The organism is Bacteriovorax sp. As-1, assembly GCF_058446905.1.
Genome location: NZ_CP184341.1, coordinates 2,081,148 through 2,098,674, shown reverse-complemented (window position 1 = coordinate 2,098,674; position 17,527 = coordinate 2,081,148). Strand labels below are relative to the sequence as shown.

Sequence of the window (17,527 nt, the reverse complement as noted above, 5' to 3'; positions counted from 1 at the left end):
ATAGGCTAACTAGCTAAAAGCTTGAGTTAAATTCTTTGTTATTCCATCTGGTCCACCCATCGCAAAATAAACCGCGATAGCTGTAAGACAAAATAAGGTTATTCCTACCCAAAAGTAGGCAATGTCTCGGTAGTCCTTCAACCAAAATGTATAAGCAAAGTGTAAGCTGATGAGTCCGCAAGGCACGGCCCAAAATGGAATATATTTACAAGTAAAAAGAACGATGTCGAAGATATTCAAAGAAGCTGCCTCATCTGGTTACTGTCTCAGTCTTAGGCGCTTCTGGGCGAGTGTTTTCCAGCTCAGTGTTTGGCTTAGCCTTTCTCTTTCCATCGAAGTTTTTATCAACCACTGGACCTGGAGTTTTTGTTGTGACGGCCGAAAGAGTATTACTACACGCAACCGCTTCCAGACTTTTTAACTCTTCCATTTCCTCTTCTTCAGCGGAGTTCATGCACTTCTTCACTTCTTTACACTGCTCTTTTTGAACTTCCATTGCATCCTTTTCCTTAACAACTTCTTTGCCGTTAATCACAACTTTATAGGTCGTCGGAATGTCCAGGTTACATGAGCCATCAAGCACAGCTGGAGAGCGCGAATTCTCTGCGTGGGCCGAAAAAGAAAGTATGAATGTGAATAATAAGAATTTATTCATCTCTAAAATGTTGCCATTGGATTGTTTAAGGAGCAAGGGGGGAAGCGTTGCCCCTCTAAAGTTTATTCAATAATTTAGATAAAAAAAAAGCCCTCTTTCGAGGGCCTTTTATCAGAAATTAGAAGTGTGATTTTAATTCTTCTAGACGGTCTAGTTTTTCCCATGGGAATAGATCGCGGCCAAAGTGACCGTAAGCAGCTGTCTGAGAGTAGATCGGTCTTAGAAGATCTAGTCTTTGGATGATAGCCTTTGGTCTCATATCAAACATTTCGTTGATAACAGCGTTTAGCTTAGTCATATCAACTTTTTCTGTTCCGAATGTATCAACTAGGAAAGAAACTGGCTTAGCAACACCAATTGCGTATGCAACTTGTACTAGAGCTCTCTCAGCAAGACCAGCAGCAACGATGTGCTTCGCTACGTGGCGAGCAGCGTATGCAGCTGAACGGTCTACTTTTGAAGGATCTTTACCAGAGAAAGCTCCACCACCGTGAGCTCCGTGTCCACCGTAAGTATCTACGATGATTTTTCTTCCTGTAAGACCACAGTCTCCCATTGGTCCACCAATTACGAAACGGCCAGTTGGGTTGATGAAGATTTTAGTGTTGTTATCGATTAGGTTAGCTGGAACAACTTTGTTGATTACTTCAGCTCTAATACCTTCTTCGATTTGCTTTAAAGTCATTTCTTCAGCGTGCTGAGTAGAAACAACGATAGCATCTAGACGAGCTACTTTTCCATTCACGTACTGAGCAGAAACTTGAGTCTTACCGTCAGCGCGAAGAAGTGGAAGAGTTCCATTCTTTCTAACTTCAGAAAGTCTACGAGCTAAGTTGTGAGATAGATCGATTGTAAGTGGCATGAAGCTAGCTGTTTCGTTAACTGCGTAACCAAACATTAGACCTTGGTCCCCAGCACCTTGTTCAAGGTACGTCCCTTCGTTTTCGTTAACACCTTGAGCGATATCTTGAGACTGCTTTCCAAGAGCAACAGTCACACCACAAGTATGAGCGTCGAACCCTTTTCTTGAATCATCGTATCCGATGTTCGCCACAGTACTTCTTACGATTTTTTGGAAATCAACGTTAGCGTTTGTTGTCACTTCACCTGCTAGAACAACTAGACCAGTAGTGATTAGTGTTTCACACGCAACACGTGATTTTGGATCCTGAGCTAGCATTGCATCCAATACCGCATCAGAGATTTGGTCAGCGATTTTATCCGGGTGACCTTCAGTAACAGACTCAGATGTAAAGATGTAATCTTTTAACATAAACGTTTCTCCGCAAATTACAGGTAAATAAATTCTACCTAAATAAATAATACTCTAGTGTATTTCGTGGGAATATACACCCGCTTTTGGCGATGAGCAACTATTTTACGGGCGCAAAATAACGAAATTGATTGGGGTTACGGTAGTAATAAACCTGTTTAGGATTACTAAAGTCGACCACATACGGCCTTCCCTGGATTTCCACCACCAAATAAGTCTTTTTCTTATCGGTCACAGTGAAGTCATAAAGGAATTTATAGCGGTCCTGCTTGAAGAGTTCCGCGAGCTTTTTAGTATTGCGGGTAAGTTTACCAGGCACTTCTCCCAGAGGCTTATAACCGTCCCATAGAGTGTCCATTTCAATACGGCCATACATACTCATTCGCGAAAAATAACGAAGGGCCGGAAAGTTTTTGCGAGGGTTATTTAACAACTCAAGAGCAATACGCACGTTTTCCCTTCTTAAAAATTGCCCTACTTTTGTCATGTCCGGGCAATAGATGTGCAGGTTTCCTGGAATGTAAAAATAAGTAAACGAAAACTCGCCTTCTTTAAAGAGAACATTGAGCCACTTGTTGTCTTTTGTTTTCAACTCTTTTGGAAGGTAATCAAAAATCGAATCAGCTGCAGTGAGTTCACTATAAACAGGATGAGAAAAACGATTGATCACAACCTGGGCCACATCTCTTCTCTCCAGAGCATCTGGAGCATCAATGCGCCCAACTTCAGCATAAAGGATTGTCTCTATGGCATAAAGGTACTGAAACAGTTCTGATTTTTTTGACCAGTAGGTATAAGCTTCGGCTTCTTTCTTCAGCACGAATTCTTTTAAGTTATATAACGAGCGTGCCCTGTCTTCTAAAACCGTGGCCACATCTGCAGCACTTACCGCACCATCAGTTTTAATTTTTTTTCCATCTGCCAGGTCTTGATAAAAAGTTAAACTGCGCTCTGTCCTTGACGCCCATTCATCATAACGAGACATGAGCGTTTCTTTGCCTAAATCCAAGAGTATTTTAAAATTAGTCAGAACATACTTAAAGTCCGCTCTTTCATTATCAGTTAAAAATGTACGGTTTTTGTCTTTATTGAGTGAAAGATAAAGCGTATCAAATCCTGCGCGAATCACAGAATCATTGCGAGTCAGGTTTTCATCATAAGACCCATCCTGAACAATACGGCGGTAAAGATAAATCGAATTGGCCTTCGCTCTGGCTTCCTTCGTATTCATCCCTTTAAATTTTTCGTATTCAGCACGCAGGCCCAGATGATCCAATGGAAATTTAAAACTCTGCAGATATGGTGCTGCATTTTTTAAGTTCTCAACTTCTTTCATCATTTGAGTGAACTGCTTTTGAGCACGCTCTTCAATGTCTTTTTTTTGCTCATTAGTTTTAGCAAAGAAAAAATCTTTTTTAGCTTCCTGTAAAACCAACACTTCGTTTTCAATACGCTTTAAAATCTGTTGAACTTCTTCAAAAGAAGAAATCTTTTTAATCAACTCTGATTGAGATTTAATCCAGGCGATTTTTTCTTTGATTAAAGGCAGATTGGCCTTGATGGTTTTTTGATCGACCTTTTGATCAAAGGCCATCGGGATGAAGTTCCCATCTCCACGGTACTTCACATCCAGCTCTTTATAGGTCTGCTCGGCCGCCAGACTGCAAGTCGTTTCAGCGTACTCTTTTTGTACTTTTAAGTACTCTGCGAGTACCGCTTGGTCGAGTTTGCTCTTCGCCCACAAATCAGGGGACGCAAACAAGAGCGAAATGACGTGAATAAAAAAATACATTCTTATTTAGAAAGATTTTTAACGAAGTCAGACTCCCAAAGGCCCAGACAAGTTCCGTTACTTAAAATAAGTACGACGTTTTGTGGCCCGGTGATTTTTTCAATCTCAGTCATCAATTCATCGAGAGTCCCGACAACACTTCCAGGCCTTCCCGATTTTTTAACTTCTTCAACGATTTTATAAATGTCCAGGTCACCAACATTTTTTACACTTGTTGGTCTTGTTGGTTTAGTGAAAATAACCGAAGCTGCTCGTCTTAGAGATTCTTCAAACTCTTTCTGGAAAATGGCACTTCTTGCTGTCGCCGAATTCGGCTCCATAATAACGTGAATGTTTTTTCCAGGGTACTTTGTGATGATTCCATCAAGAGTCAATTCTACTGCACGTGGGTGGTGAGCAAAGTCATCGATCACTAGAGCGCCTTTGTAAACTCCGCGAACTTCCTGACGACGTTTAACCATTTGCAGGTCTTTGATGGCATTGGCAATTTCTTCTTTAGTAAAACCTTCTGTAAGCGCGTAAATGATAACAGCAGCAAGGTTTAAAACGTTATGCTTTCCAATTAGGTTTGTCTGGAAAGTGTATTCTTCTTTATTAAGTTTTAACTGGAAAGTTGTTCCTGAAGGATCGGCCGATAAGATCTTTGGTCCTACTTCAGAGTTTTCTCCGTATTTCATCCAGCGGCTTTTGTCTCCGTTGCTGAATTCTGAGAAAAGTTCATTGGCCGCCACATAATCAGACGTGATGATGAACTTCTTTTCAATATGAGGGATCGCTGCTCTAAATTGATCTTTGATTTCTTCAACTGAGTTAAAGATATCTGCATGGTCAAATTCAAGCGAAGTTAAAATCAAATTGTCCAGCGAGTATGATCTGAATTTAGAGATTTTTTCAAAGTAAGCTGAATCGTATTCATCTGATTCAATGAAGAAGTACTTCCCGCTTCCAAGCTTTGAAGAAGGGCGTCCTTCCATAACTCCACCGATTAAATATCCCGGAAGAGCATTTAAGTTTTCAAAAACCTGTGTCGCTAAATATGTTGTTGTTGTCTTGCCGTGAGTCCCGGCAATCCCGATAACATTTACGTCACTTAAAACAAGTGCACCAATCGCCGTTGGAAAAGATGAAAACTTCACTCCAAGCTCTTCAATCATGCGCGCATCAGGTCCGCCGTTTGGGACAACGTTCCCAACAACGATCAGGTCAAAAGATTTTAAAAATTCTTGAGTAATTTTATCAAGCTTATGTAATGGAATACCAGTTGACTCAAGATATGTGCTCATCGGTGGATAAAAATTAATATCCCCACCTTCAACGTCATATCCTTTTTCCTTTAACAAACAAGCTGCAGCTCCCATTCCGGTTCCGCACACTCTGTAAAAAAACACTCGCTTAATATCTTTTTGCAGTTTTCTTAGAGCACTAAAGTCAAGTTTGTTTGCTAAATTCATGAGTCTTCCTGTCAACTAATGGTGAATTCTACCTGTATCTTAACATATTTAACCCTAAAACATAAGCCAAATGTTACCGAAGAAACACTGAGGTTTTGGATACTCTTATGAAAAACTTGTTATCAATATTCATGTTAAGCATACTGCTTATTCAAGCAGGATGTTCAAGTTTTACTGAGCGCTCACCTGCTCAAGCCGATAGTGAATATTTTCACAATGCCTTTTCTTTTCCCGCAACAGTGAAGGGAAAAATAAATCACAAAGAAACAATTGAAAAAGTTCTTTCAGATAACATGGGCATAGGTGGTCACTACCCAAATAAAAAGACAGAGACAGCACGCTCTGAATTTATCGCCAGTAAGTCTCTGCCAAAAGGCGAAGCGTTTCACCTCGAATTTGACATTGATCCAAAAACGTCTCAACTCGTCTACAGAATCTATCACGCTCCAGGCGCACTTCAAGACGATGTCGCCAGTTATTCATTAATGGATTTTCTGAGCAAGGTTCTGATTACTGGAAAGCTCGATACGAAACAAGCTGTTTTTGAAATGTATTACAACGCCAGACAAGGTGACCCTATTGCAATTGATAATTTTTTAAAACTGCGCGACTCTGAACAACATTATATCTACGGGGTCGACAACACCGTCTTTGATAGTGATGAATATAAAAAAGCTGCCAAAGGCGTAAAAGCCCAAAGAAGTGAAATCGCTTCAGAGATCAAGGCGCTAAAAGTTCAAAGAGCAAAAGACAAGACCGAGAGAAAAAGTCTCCTGGATGCTCTTGATAAAGCTCCAGAAGGAAAACAATTCAGAACTCTCATTGCTAAAAATGACCGAGCGGGTGCTGCCGCTGTCTTAAAAAAATATCTTCCATGGGAAGAGATGGCCCCCTTTGAAAAGAACTTCTGGGAAACCTATATTGATGTCATCGAAAAGCCAGTCCCCCTTGAGCAAAGAGTTTTAATCTATCGCGGGCTTGATGAAGACTACATTCACCGCGGCCTTGTTAAAGGAAAAGAACTTACTGAAAAAGAGGCCATAACACTGAACAAGGCCTTTGTAATGTCTTCGGGGATGGTAAAAAACCAAGGGTCGTGGAACAGAAGACTCCGCTCTCTTGAGGCCATGAACGGAAAATTTATTGCAACAACAACTGACGGCAGTGATGAGTACGCTCAGGTAGCCAGAATTAGCACCATGTTTAAGCGTCATTCTGAAGATCCAAAAGGAAGCCCATTCCTTTCTTACACTCCAAAATTTGGGGTGGCGGAAAACTTTGGAGGAGAAAGAGTTTCGGCCTATCTGTTTGACCCAAGACTTTTAAGTTTTAACTACGCTTCAAGTTTCGACAGCGAGATTGAATACCTGGTTCCGCTTACAACTTTTCCCGATGAACTTGTAGGAATCGCAGATATCAATCTTCTTCCGGATAATATGAGATATGCCCGACAGGAGCACTTAAACTCTCAATTGGAAAAACTGATTGCCAGTGAATATGGTGAAGCTAAGAAGAAAGAGATTCTACTTAAAATCAGAAAGAATACTTACGATTTCTTTAAAAGTGAATATGACGAGATGGTTGCAGTTCAGGGGAAAAGCCCAGCCGCTTCCAATCTGTCTTTTTATAAAAAATTTTTAACGAAAGGTGACCCGAAGCCGCCCATCTCTCCCAAGGGAGATATGAACTGCAAGGACCTCATCGAACTTTTCTGGATGGCGAATTGATATGAAACTTACATCACTACTTCTGATTCTCTCTCTCTTCATCACCAGCTGCTCGACTGTGCAGTTTGGAAAACCAGGTATGTCAACTCCTTCAGTTGAACGTCTACCTGCCTCAAGTGTTGAAGAAATTGCTTACTACCTTTCTGTGGATAAGTTCAAATACTATTTGAATGAATACTCTGTGGCCCAGGAAGGAAAAATCCCGGAGCCAATCATTAAATATCTTCGCAGTGTCGATGTTCAGGACATTATGAAAATGAACCTGGATACTGAAGCGCTTAAAGACGCTAACAACTACGATAAGATCATCTGGGACTTACTAAAAGATGAGAAGCTTACTGATGGAGTGACTCAAACTCAATTAAAGTGGGGCTACAACTTCTTTAAGACTAAACTTAATGAAGCTTTCAACCTGGCACCAAGTAAACTAGACATTGCGCTGACAATGCCGAGCACGAGCACAGATATCAATACTGGGACTGTATTAAATCCAGAAATCCTGACACCTGAGGATATGACTTTAGATTCAGGTCACTACATTTCAAACAGAACAACCAGAGCGATCTTCTGGGAAGCTAACGAGAATAACCGCCCTATCGAATTCCACCTTGGAGACAGCCGCGAGTTTTTAAAAGAGTTAAAAGACAAAAATGGTGAGCTTCTTTATGAAGTAAAACCTTTTGCTAAAAACTACAATAAGATTTACATCATCCAATACCCGGGTGAAAAAACTTATCGTTATGCGATCACTAACATTGGTGGACAAGATCGTCTTGACCACTTAACTCACCAGATCTCTCTTTCTAATTTCTCTGGTGGAAAATTAAACAGCAAAGTTATCGTTAAAGGTGATATAAAAAAATTCCACGCGGCCAAAGCAGAAGAACATGCTATGCAACTTCGCCTGCTTCCAAAAGCTGACCGTGTTATCATCGGGCAAAAAGAATCTATCGATGGAAAGTTCAACATTTTCTGGAAAATGGGAGCGCTGAAGAACTACTACCAAAGTAACCGTGCTGCTTTTGAAAAGAAAGTCGAATCTCTCGGAACAAAAGAGCGCGAAAAATTCTTTATGATGATGAACAGTGTTGGTGGACACGAAGCGATCTTTAAAGACAAAAAGATTATCGAAGACACTTATGCCCTCTTTGAGCCGGAATTTACAAAAAATCCTTCAATGCTTCCAGGTAAATTCAAACTTTATAACTATGACAACTTTACTATTGAAATGTGTGACTACGTTTTTGAAGGAAATGATGGAAAACCTGTCCGCTGGCGTGTTGTTTCTAACGTTTGGGGAGATGAAGTTATTCCTATCGCCCAGGCCCTAAAAAATACAGGGCACACAAATGTAACATACATGGGTACTGCTGGTGCTTTCGCTAATAAAGAATACAAAGTTGGAGACCTGGTTTCTCCGGCAAAAGTAAGAGATGGTGAAGCCTCTTTACAGATGATGTCTCAGCCAATGAAAATCGAAGGGGCTAAGTATGGTGGTACAGTTGAACATGTAGGATCTCCTTTTGAAGAAAGCCATGCGTGGCTGGCAAAAGCTCAGGCGAGATCTGAGTTTGTTGAAGTTGAAACGTCTTACCTGAGAAGAATTTTCAATGGTCCAAAAGACAACCTGGAAATCTTTCTTCTTATCTCTGATATTTTAGGAAGTGAGACTGAAACTCTTGCACACGCGACGAGCTCTAAGAGAAAGAATTCTCAAAATAAACTTCTAGCAAAACTTTTTGAAAGAGATTCAAAAGGAATCCCGGCAGCAACAAAGTACACTCCTCCAACACAACTGGAAGGAATTAAAAATTTAGTTTTAAGAACACTGGAAAAGAAAACTCCGGCCTTCCGTTACTACGTTTACTCTAGCTTAAAAAGAAACAAGAACCTGACTCAACAGGAGATCCTGGCCTTTGCTGAGAAAAAAGCTTCTTTCACTGACAGCTTCCTGCTTGATCGCTTAGTGAAGATTGGTGAAGTGATTCATGAAATGAAAAAGAGTTACCCAGAAGCGGGTGAATTTGAAGTGGCCTTCTCAAAGTCATTGGTTGAAGGAACATGGAACCCTAAAGAAGATAAATTGGCCGTGACTTTTAAAGCAAAAAGCCCACAAAGTGAAAAAGTCATGAAAGAAGCACTGAAAGAAAATCAGGCCTTCTTAGACAAGATGAAAGCTTTTGCAGTCATTGACGTTAAAACGGCCATTGATGACCCAGGCATGGTCTGGTTAAAAGTTCCTGAAAAAACAGACCCGGACTTCCTGGTGAAGATTTATTCACTTTCAGGTTTTAAAAATGCCGGTCTTTACAAGAATGTCACTTATAACGGTAACGTAACATTAGATTTTCTACCTACAAGCCAGACGGAAAACGCTCTGGAAGCTTTCTACCAAGGCAAAGGAGCTGTCCCCGCAGTTAAAGGCCTTGATGTTGGCGGAACTTGTATGGAAGCGATGTCGAGGTTAATGAAGATCTTATAGTTTTCGGGGAGCTCTATGTTTTCCTACGGTCGTACGGCCTTATTATTGTGTGCCTTGGTTGTAAGTTGTGACAACAATGTCACGATCTCAACCCAATCATCAAAATATTTGGTGAAGGCACACGTAACTGAGCTGACGGCCCTGGACGCCCTTCCACAAGAAGTGCGCACACTACTTGAACGTGAATCCTTAACGAATAAAAAGCCAGTTAAATTCCCTCTGGCTTACTACCTTATCCAGGAAGAAGACACCAAGATCTTGTATTCTTCTGATTTTGAAACAAAAATCACCGGCCAACTTTTCCTTGTGGTGAGTGGAACAAAATATTACAAACTTTTTGTCCATCCAGACCTGGAAGGCAGTTACTCTTTTTTAAGAAATGCCTACAGGTATATTGGTCCTGAGCAAACTGAATTTATGGCCACTCCTACTACAGGAGAAAGAACCATGGCGGTTTGGAACCGATCACATGCAGGCAAAATGCCTTTCATCGTAAAAACTGAAATCGACGAGCGTACAATCAATATGGGCAGCACCCGCGTGCCGGCCGGTTTATCACAAACAGTTCTTCCTGACTCTATTCAAATGATCTTTCACCGTCCTATAAAGGGAACTAAAGAGCGCATTGAAGGTCAGCAAATCACAAAAATCCCTTCCTACAAATAATCATTAAGCCATCCAAATTCTGTAATTTTTACAGCTAAAACCACCTTTTTCCCCTTTTTTTCTAAGCCTCTCTATAATGCCGGCACAAATAAAACTTATTAGGAGTCTTTATGAAGGCATTCGTTCTTGGACTATTAGTTCTTACTCTATCAAACAACTTATTTGCAGACACTGAAACACGCACATACAAAAAAATCAGTGCAACTGAAGCCACTGTTACCATTAAAACTGAAGAGACTGATGGAGCACAGGCCGCTGGTTATGTTGATGCTCAAGAAAATGAAAGATTTATCAGTGAACTTTTAAAAGACCCTGCTTCTCCACTTTATAAAATCGCAAAAAAAATTGAAAATGATATGTGTGACTCTGAAAGCACTCCGGATAACTCTTGGATCGATGGATGTGGTGAAGTGACAATCACAAAAGAAGTAAGAACATCTTTTGGAAGAGGTGGATGGGCTTCAGCTGGTGCTGGATACACGTTCTTTGTTGGTTTCACAAGTGATGGAACAGGAAGATTCTTCGATGTTTCTTATATGGTTACAATCGGCGAGTCAGCTGACGCTCAAACTGATGATAACGGTGAATACAACGGAATCGTTATTAAATCACTTTCTCTTGCCGAAGTAAAAAAACTAGAACAATAAAATAAAAAAGGGGCCTTTCGGGCCCCTTTTTATTTTTTAATCTAAATAGAAAATGACCTGACTGACCACTCTCACCTTTTTCTTCAGCGACGAATCAGCATCATAATCATTAATCGGCGACCCAATTGAAAAAAGTCCTTGAGACGCATTTTTAATGTCTCCGACCTTTGCTCCTGCATTGGCCGCAAAACTCTGAGCTGCCGCTCTGGCATTTTTAGTTGCTTCTTCCAGCATCTGAGGTTTGATATCATTTAAAGCTGTGAAGTAATAGCTCACTCGGCTTCCAGAGAGAGCGACACCTTTACTTAAAAGTTCATCTGTCTTCTGGCTGGCGGCAACTAGTTTATCAATTTTTGTACTCGTCACCACAAATCCACCACGGGCCACAAAACGTGCGCCTTTTCTCTCACCGTACTCTTGCGCTTCTTTATCAGTGATATTCCCAGCGTCTTTAATGATTTCTTCTTTTGTAAAACCCTCTGCTTCTAAAAAAGCTAATGTTGTCTTCTGAGTGTCGCTAATCTTCTTATTGAGATCACTCATATTGTCTGAAGCCACATTGTAAGTCAGTGACCATCTCGCCTCATTGGCATCAACCACTCGCTCTGAAAGTCCTTTCACTTCCACCACGCGGTCTAGTTTCTTAAACTGAATAATCCCGTTTCCGATAAAAAATCCGCCTAAAGCAACTCCAAATGCAACAAGTAAACTCGACACTGAATTCATTAGATCCTCCAGATAGCTTCACCAAGTGTTTTTCTTAAATGGGTTAGTCCCGATCGTTCATACCAGTATGTTTGAGTAGCATTAGTCAGGATCACTGCCCCTTTTTGCTGTTCAGGATTGATCCAGAACGATGTCCCAGTAAATCCCAAATGCCCAAAAGTTTTTGTCGTCGCGCCCTTTCCTGCCAGTGTATTTTCCGGGTCCATGACATGGTCAAAACCCAGAATAAAGCGGTCTTCATTTTTATGTGTCTTAAAGGCTTCCGCCAGCTGATCGTTTAGTTTGACCGTCTTATTCCAATTAAGGAGTGAACGGCACAGGCCTCCGACAGTCGCAAATAAACCAGCGTGAGAAATAAACTCACCAATGTTGTAGCAATTATTATCATGAACTTCTCCACTGACTACCCGCTTATTTCTGATTCCATACTCCGGTGAAAAGGCGCCATCTGGAAGCTCTTTCCAGTGAAGCATTTCAGGATCAAAGTAATACGAACATAGTTCCTTTAATTTTTTTCCGGACTTCTTTTCAATCTCCAACATGCAGCGAAGAGAGGAGTAATCAGAGTATAAAGTCGGAGACAATTTTATATCGTAGGCCCATAGCTCATCTCTCCATGTATCTTTAGAGAGAAGTCCTCCACTTGGCAGGCCAGCAATGTGATTTAAAAGAAGCGAATTCTTTTCATCAAAAAGTCCTGGCTCCTTTAACCTCACCGCCGAATTAGTCAGAGGTTTCGTTAAACTTGCCAGGTCAAAATATAAATACGGCTTTGGCGATACAACATTCGTGGCAGCGATCTCAAAGCTCTCAAATGAGTTATTCTTAAAATCAATCACGCCAACAGCTAATGAATCAAAGTGCTGCTGATCTAAAAGTTCAAGGCCTAAATTTACTAATTTGTCTTTCATACTCTCGTCTATCTTAATAGGGATTTAAAAAACCGGCATGGTCAAAATGGAGAAAACGGCAGGAAGTGTATCCAATTTGCGGACACTCTGCCGTTAAAAAAGATTACTTCATTAACTTTAAAATGTTCCCGTCAACATCTTCAAACACTAGCATGTGCCCCCAAGGCTGCTTGTTTTCACTTAGGATTTTCCCGCCATATTTTTCAATGCGCGCGCGGTCCTCTTCGATGTTGTCCGAAGAAAGTGTTAATGTTCCTCCATTTTCCTGCCCGTGATCGTCGCGTACAGTTTTTGGAACATCTTGACCTTCATTCCAGTGAAGTCCTAAGCAAAGGTTTCCCACAACCATGCTCGTCCAATACTCGTCTCCAGTTTCAACAAACATCTGTAATGCTTCTTGATAGAAAGTCACAGCTTTTTTCATGTCTTTAACGTTGTAATAAATGTCTTTGTACCCTGTGATCATATTATTTATCCATTTTAAAAACTTGTTCCATGACTTTTTGGGCCACTTCAAAAGTGTCGCTGACTACAAAGATTTTACTTTCTCTATAAGCAATGACTTTGTTAACTGATTTAGGTTTTGGCATTTTCTTAGAAAGCATTCCTCTGGTTTTAGCAGAGAATTTATCCGGGTCTATTTGCGAGTGGTACACTAAAGTCACCAGCCCTTCCTTACTGAACATTTGAGGCATATTTCCTTTGCTCACGATATAAATCGGAGCTGAAATGAATTCACCATTTCTCTGAGAAATAAGCTGTCCACTTTTTTTAAAGTAACTAATCACATTCTTATTCAGGTAAAGAGCGTACTCACTTTCAGCATTTTCTTTTGTCAGGTCAGCATCTTCAACTGCCATTGTCATCTCATCAGAGATTGTGCTGTCGATAGAAAGTTTCTTTCCTGTCAGCCTTGAAAAAAGCTCTGAACAAGCATTAAACCCTTCGCACTTTTCAGCGTATGCATTGGCCGAGAAAGCTACCAGCATAAGGGCAAGAATCATTCTCTTCATTCATCCTCCATAAAACGCAAAAAGGCCCGCACGTGGCGAGCCTTTTAAATTTTTACTATTTTGTGTTCTTGATTGCTGCTTGCGCAGCGGCCAGACGAGCGATTGGAACGCGGTAAGGTGAACAAGAAACGTAATCAAGTCCAATCTTGTGACAGAACTCAATTGATTTCGGCTCCCCACCATGCTCTCCACAGATACCAAAGTGCATATCTGGATTCGTTTTTCTTCCTTCAGTTACAGCGTGTTTCATTAGGAAACCTACACCGTCTTGATCGATAGAAACAAACGGATCAGTTGGTACGAGTGTCTTATTAACGTATTCAGGAAGAAACTTACCTGCGTCGTCACGAGACAGACCAAACGTCGTTTGAGTTAAGTCGTTTGTACCAAACGAGAAGAACTCAGCGTGCTTAGCAATTTGTCCACCCATGATCGCTGCTCTTGGAAGCTCGATCATTGTTCCAACTTTGTACTTAACTTTCTTTTCTTTTTCTTTGAATACGCGCTCAACTTCAGCAATTGCGTCTTCTTTAAGGATTGTTAATTCACCTTCAACAGCAACAAGAGGAATCATGATCTCTGGAAGAACAGTCATTCCCTTTTCTGTACAGATCACTGCTGCTTCAGCAATCGCCTGAACTTGCATGCGGTAAATTTCCGGGAATGTAATCCCCAGACGGCATCCTCTGTGTCCTAACATCGGGTTGAACTCGTGAAGCTGCTCGCCTCTGTGCTCAATCGTTTTCATATCAAGACCTAAACTATCAGCAAGTTCTTTTTTCTCTTCGTTTGCATGAGGAAGGAACTCGTGAAGAGGTGGGTCTAATAAACGAATGTTAACTGGCAGGCCATCAAGAGCAGAGAAAATCCCGACAAAGTCCTCTCTTTGGAAAGGAAGAATTTTTGCTAGTGCTTTTTTTCTGTCTTCAAGCGTGTTTGCGAAAATCATTTCACGAACAGCAAGGATTCTGTCTTTTTCAAAGAACATATGCTCTGTACGACATAGACCAATACCTTCTGCACCGAACTTCACTGCTACTTTTGAATCTTCTGGAGTATCAGCATTTGTTCTTACGCCAAGTTTTCTATATTCATCAGACCATTGCATAAAAGTCGCGAAGTCAGCTGTAATAGCTGCGTCGATAGTTGGAACGATTCCTTCGATAACTTCCCCTGTCCCACCATCAATTGTCAGTGAGTCGCCTTCTTTGTAGCGTTTCCCGTCAACAGTTAACGTTCCAGCAGCATAGTCGATCATAAGTGCAGAACAACCAGCTACACATGGTTTCCCCATTCCGCGGGCAACTACCGCCGCGTGAGAAGTCATCCCTCCACGAGCTGTTAAAATCCCTTGAGAAGCCACCATACCAGCGATGTCTTCTGGTGAAGTTTCCTGGCGAACTAAAATAACTTTTTTGCCTTCTTCAGCAAGTGTGTGAGCACGCTCTGAAGAGAAAGCAATAATACCAGCTCCAGCTCCCGGAGACGCTGGAAGACCTTTTGCAATCATTTTCTTAGTTGCTTTTGGGTCTAAGCGCGGGTGAAGAAGTTGGTTTAAGTCTTCTGCGTTTACACGAAGAAGAGCTTCTGGTTTTGTCAGGATTCCTTCACTAACAAGATCTACGGCAATCTTGATTCCTGCTGCTGCAGTTCTCTTTCCGTTTCTCGTTTGAAGGATATAAAGTTTTTTGTTTTCAATTGTAAACTCGATGTCCTGCATGTCTTTGTAGTGACCTTCAAGTTTTTTGTAAACTTCAGTTAGTTCAGCAAATGCTTTAGGCATTGCTTCTTCTAGAGTTTTGAAGTTTTTGTTCGAGTCGTTTTTAGAGAAGTTGTTGATTGGTTGAGGAGTTCTGATCCCTGCTACAACATCTTCACCTTGAGCATTGATTAGGTACTCACCGAAGAACTTCGCTTCTCCAGTAGATGGGTCGCGGGTAAAACATACACCAGTCGCGCAGTCGTCTCCCATGTTACCAAATACCATTGATTGCACGTTTACAGCTGTTCCCCAGTTATGAGGAATGTCGTAAATCTCGCGGTATTTAACTGCTCTTGGATTTCCCCAAGAGTTAAATACTGCTGCTATAGCTAACCATAATTGTTCCATTGGATCAGTTGGGAAAGACTCCCCTGATTCTTCAAGGATGATTTTTTTGAAAACTGTGACCAGTTCTTTTAAATCAGCTGCTGAAAGCTGAGTATCGTCGTGAACTCCACGAGCTTCCTTTAAATCTTCCATTGTCGCTTCAAGAAGCGAGATATTGAAATCCATAACAACGTTTGCGTACATTTGAATGAAACGTCTGTAAGAGTCCCATGCAAATCTTTCGTTGTTAGTAAGCTTTGCTAAACCTAAAACCGACTGATCGTTAAGACCAAGGTTTAAAACTGTGTCCATCATCCCTGGCATTGAAGCACGGGCCCCTGAACGAACAGAGAAAAGAAGTGGATTGGCGTTGTCACCGAATTTTTTCCCAGTAAGTTTTTCAACTTCTGCGATTGCTTTTAACACCTGAGCTTTTACGTCTTGGTTAATAGCCTTTTCATTTTTTTCATAGTCAAGACAAGCTTCTGTCGTAACTGTGAATCCTGGAGGAACCGCAAGTTTTAAAGAACACATCTCGGCAAGGTTTGCACCTTTTCCACCAAGAAGATCCTTCATGTCTTTGTTCCCTTCGGTCTTTTCTGCGCTAAAGAGATAAACCCATTGTTTCGTCATACTTTCCCTTCTGTTAAAAAGGCCTCGATCAATTGAGGCCTTAAACTAAAAATTAAAACTTAAATTTATCTTTTAAATAATTTTGTACGTTAGCGATTGCGATTCTCTCTTGAACCATTGTATCGCGGTCGCGAACTGTTACTGCATGGTCGTTAAGAGTATCGAAGTCTACTGTAATACAGAACGGAGTTCCGATTTCATCCTGACGTCTGTAACGTTTTCCGATTGTTCCCGCTACATCGTATTCTGATTTATAAACACCACCGATATCTTCAAATAGTTTTGTCGATACTTCTTCAAGTTCTGCTTTCTTAGAAAGCGGAAGGATTGCTGCTTTAACCGGAGAAAGAGACGGATGGAACTTCATTACTGATCTTTCCTTGTCCGCATCACCTTCGTTTTCCAATCTGTAAGCATCACACATAATAGCCAGAAGACATCTGTCTGCTCCTACTGATGTTTCGATTACGTATGGAAGATATTTTTCGTTGTTGACCTGGTCAACGTAGTTCATGTTTTTACCAGAGTATTCCTGGTGTTGTTTTAAATCGAAGTCTGTACGAGAGTGGATCCCTTCCATTTCTCCCCATCCCATTGGGAATTCATATTCGATATCTGTAGCTGCGTCAGCGTAGTGAGCTAGTGAATCCGGACCGTGTGGTGACCACTTTAGTCTTTCCGGACGAAGTCCGTTTTCCAAGTGCCACTTCCAACGGATTTCTTTCCAAGCTTCCATCGACTCTTTTTGCGTTCCTGGTTTTACGAAATATTGCATTTCCATTTGTTCGAACTCGCGAGTTCTGAAAATGAAGTTCCCCGGAGTGATTTCATTTCTAAATGCTTTACCGATTTGAGCAATACCAAACGGAAGTTTCTTTCTCATGGTCGTTTGAACGTTCAGGAAGTTTACGAAAATCCCCTGAGCTGTTTCCGGACGAAGATAAACCATAGAAGCAGTGTCTTCCATTGCTCCCATCTGAGTTTTAAACATTAAGTTGAATTGACGAACGTCAGTGTATGAATCTTTTGATCCACACTTCGGACATGGCTTAGTCATGTCGATATTGTCTGCTCTGAATCTTTCTTTACAAACTTTACAGTCAACCATTGGATCAGAGAAACCATCAACGTGTCCTGAAGCTTTCCAAACTGTCGGGTGCATAAGAATTGAAGCATCAACTCCTACTACGTCCTGACGAAGAGTCATTGATTTCCACCAACGATTTTTTAAATTATTTTTTAACTCAACTCCGTAAGGTCCCATATCCCAACATGAGTTCAATCCACCATAAATTTCTGATGATTGAAAAATAAATCCACGTTGCTTACATAGGGCCACTAAATCACTCATTGATTTTAAATTGCTTTCATTAGACACGGCTAATTCTCCAGGATGAAATTTCCAAAATTTGACTTACGAAAGATTACTTTTTAAGGGGCTTTTTGTAATTAAAATTTTTGC

General features: G+C 41.0%; 14 protein-coding genes. 4 read left to right on the top strand and 10 right to left on the bottom strand.

The window, feature by feature from the left end:
* Nucleotides 1-250: 250 nt before the first annotated feature.
* The 4 genes from ACN20O_RS10580 to ACN20O_RS10565 form a co-directional block, all read right to left on the bottom strand.
* Complete coding sequence (locus ACN20O_RS10580; protein ID WP_102242263.1) at nucleotides 251-655, bottom strand: hypothetical protein; 405 nt, start codon at nucleotides 653-655, stop codon at nucleotides 251-253.
* Nucleotides 656-773: 118 nt separating this feature from the next.
* Nucleotides 774-1,928 (bottom strand): methionine adenosyltransferase, encoded by a 1,155-nt coding sequence (gene metK, locus ACN20O_RS10575; RefSeq protein WP_491633911.1) that lies wholly within the window; start codon nucleotides 1,926-1,928, stop codon nucleotides 774-776.
* 100 nt (nucleotides 1,929-2,028) lie between these two features.
* Nucleotides 2,029-3,720, bottom strand: coding sequence for a hypothetical protein (locus tag ACN20O_RS10570; RefSeq protein WP_491633910.1), 1,692 nt, complete (start codon nucleotides 3,718-3,720; stop codon nucleotides 2,029-2,031).
* 2 nt (nucleotides 3,721-3,722) lie between these two features.
* A complete protein-coding gene (locus ACN20O_RS10565) occupies nucleotides 3,723-5,171 on the bottom strand; it encodes a UDP-N-acetylmuramate--L-alanine ligase (RefSeq protein ID WP_491633909.1) in 1,449 nt (482 codons plus the stop codon).
* A gap of 107 nt (nucleotides 5,172-5,278) precedes the next feature.
* On the opposite strand from ACN20O_RS10565, the gene ACN20O_RS10560 reads away from it, so the two are divergent.
* The 4 genes from ACN20O_RS10560 (at nucleotide 5,279) to ACN20O_RS10545 (ending at nucleotide 10,693) form a co-directional block, all read left to right on the top strand.
* Nucleotides 5,279-6,898 carry a hypothetical protein gene (locus ACN20O_RS10560; protein ID WP_491633908.1) on the top strand — a complete coding sequence of 540 codons (1,620 nt, stop codon included), beginning with the start codon at nucleotides 5,279-5,281 and terminating at the stop codon, nucleotides 6,896-6,898.
* A 1-nt stretch (nucleotide 6,899) separates the two neighbouring features.
* Nucleotides 6,900-9,380 carry a hypothetical protein gene (locus ACN20O_RS10555; RefSeq protein WP_491633907.1) on the top strand — a complete coding sequence of 827 codons (2,481 nt, stop codon included), beginning with the start codon at nucleotides 6,900-6,902 and terminating at the stop codon, nucleotides 9,378-9,380.
* Nucleotides 9,381-9,395: 15 nt separating this feature from the next.
* The gene (locus ACN20O_RS10550) at nucleotides 9,396-10,046 is read left to right on the top strand and encodes a hypothetical protein (RefSeq protein WP_491633906.1); all 651 of its coding nucleotides are present in this window, start codon (nucleotides 9,396-9,398) and stop codon (nucleotides 10,044-10,046) included.
* Between the two features lie 110 nt (nucleotides 10,047-10,156).
* Nucleotides 10,157-10,693, top strand: coding sequence for a hypothetical protein (locus ACN20O_RS10545; RefSeq protein WP_491633905.1), 537 nt, complete (start codon nucleotides 10,157-10,159; stop codon nucleotides 10,691-10,693).
* A 36-nt stretch (nucleotides 10,694-10,729) separates the two neighbouring features.
* Here ACN20O_RS10545 and ACN20O_RS10540 read toward each other — a convergent pair whose 3' ends face one another.
* From ACN20O_RS10540 to ACN20O_RS10515, 6 genes are all read right to left on the bottom strand, one after another.
* On the bottom strand, nucleotides 10,730-11,419 hold the full coding sequence (locus ACN20O_RS10540; RefSeq protein ID WP_491633904.1) for an SIMPL domain-containing protein: 690 nt from the start codon (nucleotides 11,417-11,419) through the stop codon (nucleotides 10,730-10,732).
* Nucleotides 11,419-12,330 (bottom strand): serine hydrolase, encoded by a 912-nt coding sequence (locus ACN20O_RS10535; protein WP_491633903.1) that lies wholly within the window; start codon nucleotides 12,328-12,330, stop codon nucleotides 11,419-11,421. The genes ACN20O_RS10540 and ACN20O_RS10535 overlap by 1 nt, the downstream gene beginning before the upstream one ends.
* A gap of 103 nt (nucleotides 12,331-12,433) precedes the next feature.
* Nucleotides 12,434-12,796, bottom strand: a complete 363-nt coding sequence (locus tag ACN20O_RS10530) for a VOC family protein (RefSeq protein WP_491633902.1) — start codon at nucleotides 12,794-12,796, stop codon at nucleotides 12,434-12,436.
* A gap of 1 nt (nucleotide 12,797) precedes the next feature.
* Nucleotides 12,798-13,343: a hypothetical protein gene (locus ACN20O_RS10525; RefSeq protein ID WP_491633901.1), complete on the bottom strand. Its 546-nt coding sequence runs from the start codon at nucleotides 13,341-13,343 to the stop codon at nucleotides 12,798-12,800.
* A 55-nt stretch (nucleotides 13,344-13,398) separates the two neighbouring features.
* Nucleotides 13,399-16,065: a pyruvate, phosphate dikinase gene (gene ppdK / locus ACN20O_RS10520; RefSeq protein WP_491633900.1), complete on the bottom strand. Its 2,667-nt coding sequence runs from the start codon at nucleotides 16,063-16,065 to the stop codon at nucleotides 13,399-13,401.
* 52 nt (nucleotides 16,066-16,117) lie between these two features.
* The gene (locus ACN20O_RS10515; RefSeq protein WP_491639283.1) at nucleotides 16,118-17,416 is read right to left on the bottom strand and encodes a glycine--tRNA ligase; all 1,299 of its coding nucleotides are present in this window, start codon (nucleotides 17,414-17,416) and stop codon (nucleotides 16,118-16,120) included.
* Between the last annotated feature and the right edge of the window lie 111 nt (nucleotides 17,417-17,527).

Coding starts and splice junctions, on each gene's coding strand:
- ACN20O_RS10530 (WP_491633902.1), bottom strand. CDS start 12,796: ATGATCACAGGGTACAAAGACATTTATTACAACGTTAAAGACATGAAA.
- ACN20O_RS10565 (WP_491633909.1), bottom strand. CDS start 5,171: ATGAATTTAGCAAACAAACTTGACTTTAGTGCTCTAAGAAAACTGCAA.
- ACN20O_RS10535 (WP_491633903.1), bottom strand. CDS start 12,330: ATGAAAGACAAATTAGTAAATTTAGGCCTTGAACTTTTAGATCAGCAG.
- ACN20O_RS10580 (WP_102242263.1), bottom strand. CDS start 655: ATGAATAAATTCTTATTATTCACATTCATACTTTCTTTTTCGGCCCAC.
- ACN20O_RS10525 (WP_491633901.1), bottom strand. CDS start 13,343: ATGAAGAGAATGATTCTTGCCCTTATGCTGGTAGCTTTCTCGGCCAAT.
- ACN20O_RS10540 (WP_491633904.1), bottom strand. CDS start 11,419: ATGAATTCAGTGTCGAGTTTACTTGTTGCATTTGGAGTTGCTTTAGGC.
- ACN20O_RS10560 (WP_491633908.1), top strand. CDS start 5,279: ATGAAAAACTTGTTATCAATATTCATGTTAAGCATACTGCTTATTCAA.
- ACN20O_RS10515 (WP_491639283.1), bottom strand. CDS start 17,416: ATGAGTGATTTAGTGGCCCTATGTAAGCAACGTGGATTTATTTTTCAA.
- metK (WP_491633911.1), bottom strand. CDS start 1,928: ATGTTAAAAGATTACATCTTTACATCTGAGTCTGTTACTGAAGGTCAC.
- ACN20O_RS10550 (WP_491633906.1), top strand. CDS start 9,396: ATGTTTTCCTACGGTCGTACGGCCTTATTATTGTGTGCCTTGGTTGTA.
- ACN20O_RS10555 (WP_491633907.1), top strand. CDS start 6,900: ATGAAACTTACATCACTACTTCTGATTCTCTCTCTCTTCATCACCAGC.
- ppdK (WP_491633900.1), bottom strand. CDS start 16,065: ATGACGAAACAATGGGTTTATCTCTTTAGCGCAGAAAAGACCGAAGGG.
- ACN20O_RS10570 (WP_491633910.1), bottom strand. CDS start 3,720: ATGTATTTTTTTATTCACGTCATTTCGCTCTTGTTTGCGTCCCCTGAT.
- ACN20O_RS10545 (WP_491633905.1), top strand. CDS start 10,157: ATGAAGGCATTCGTTCTTGGACTATTAGTTCTTACTCTATCAAACAAC.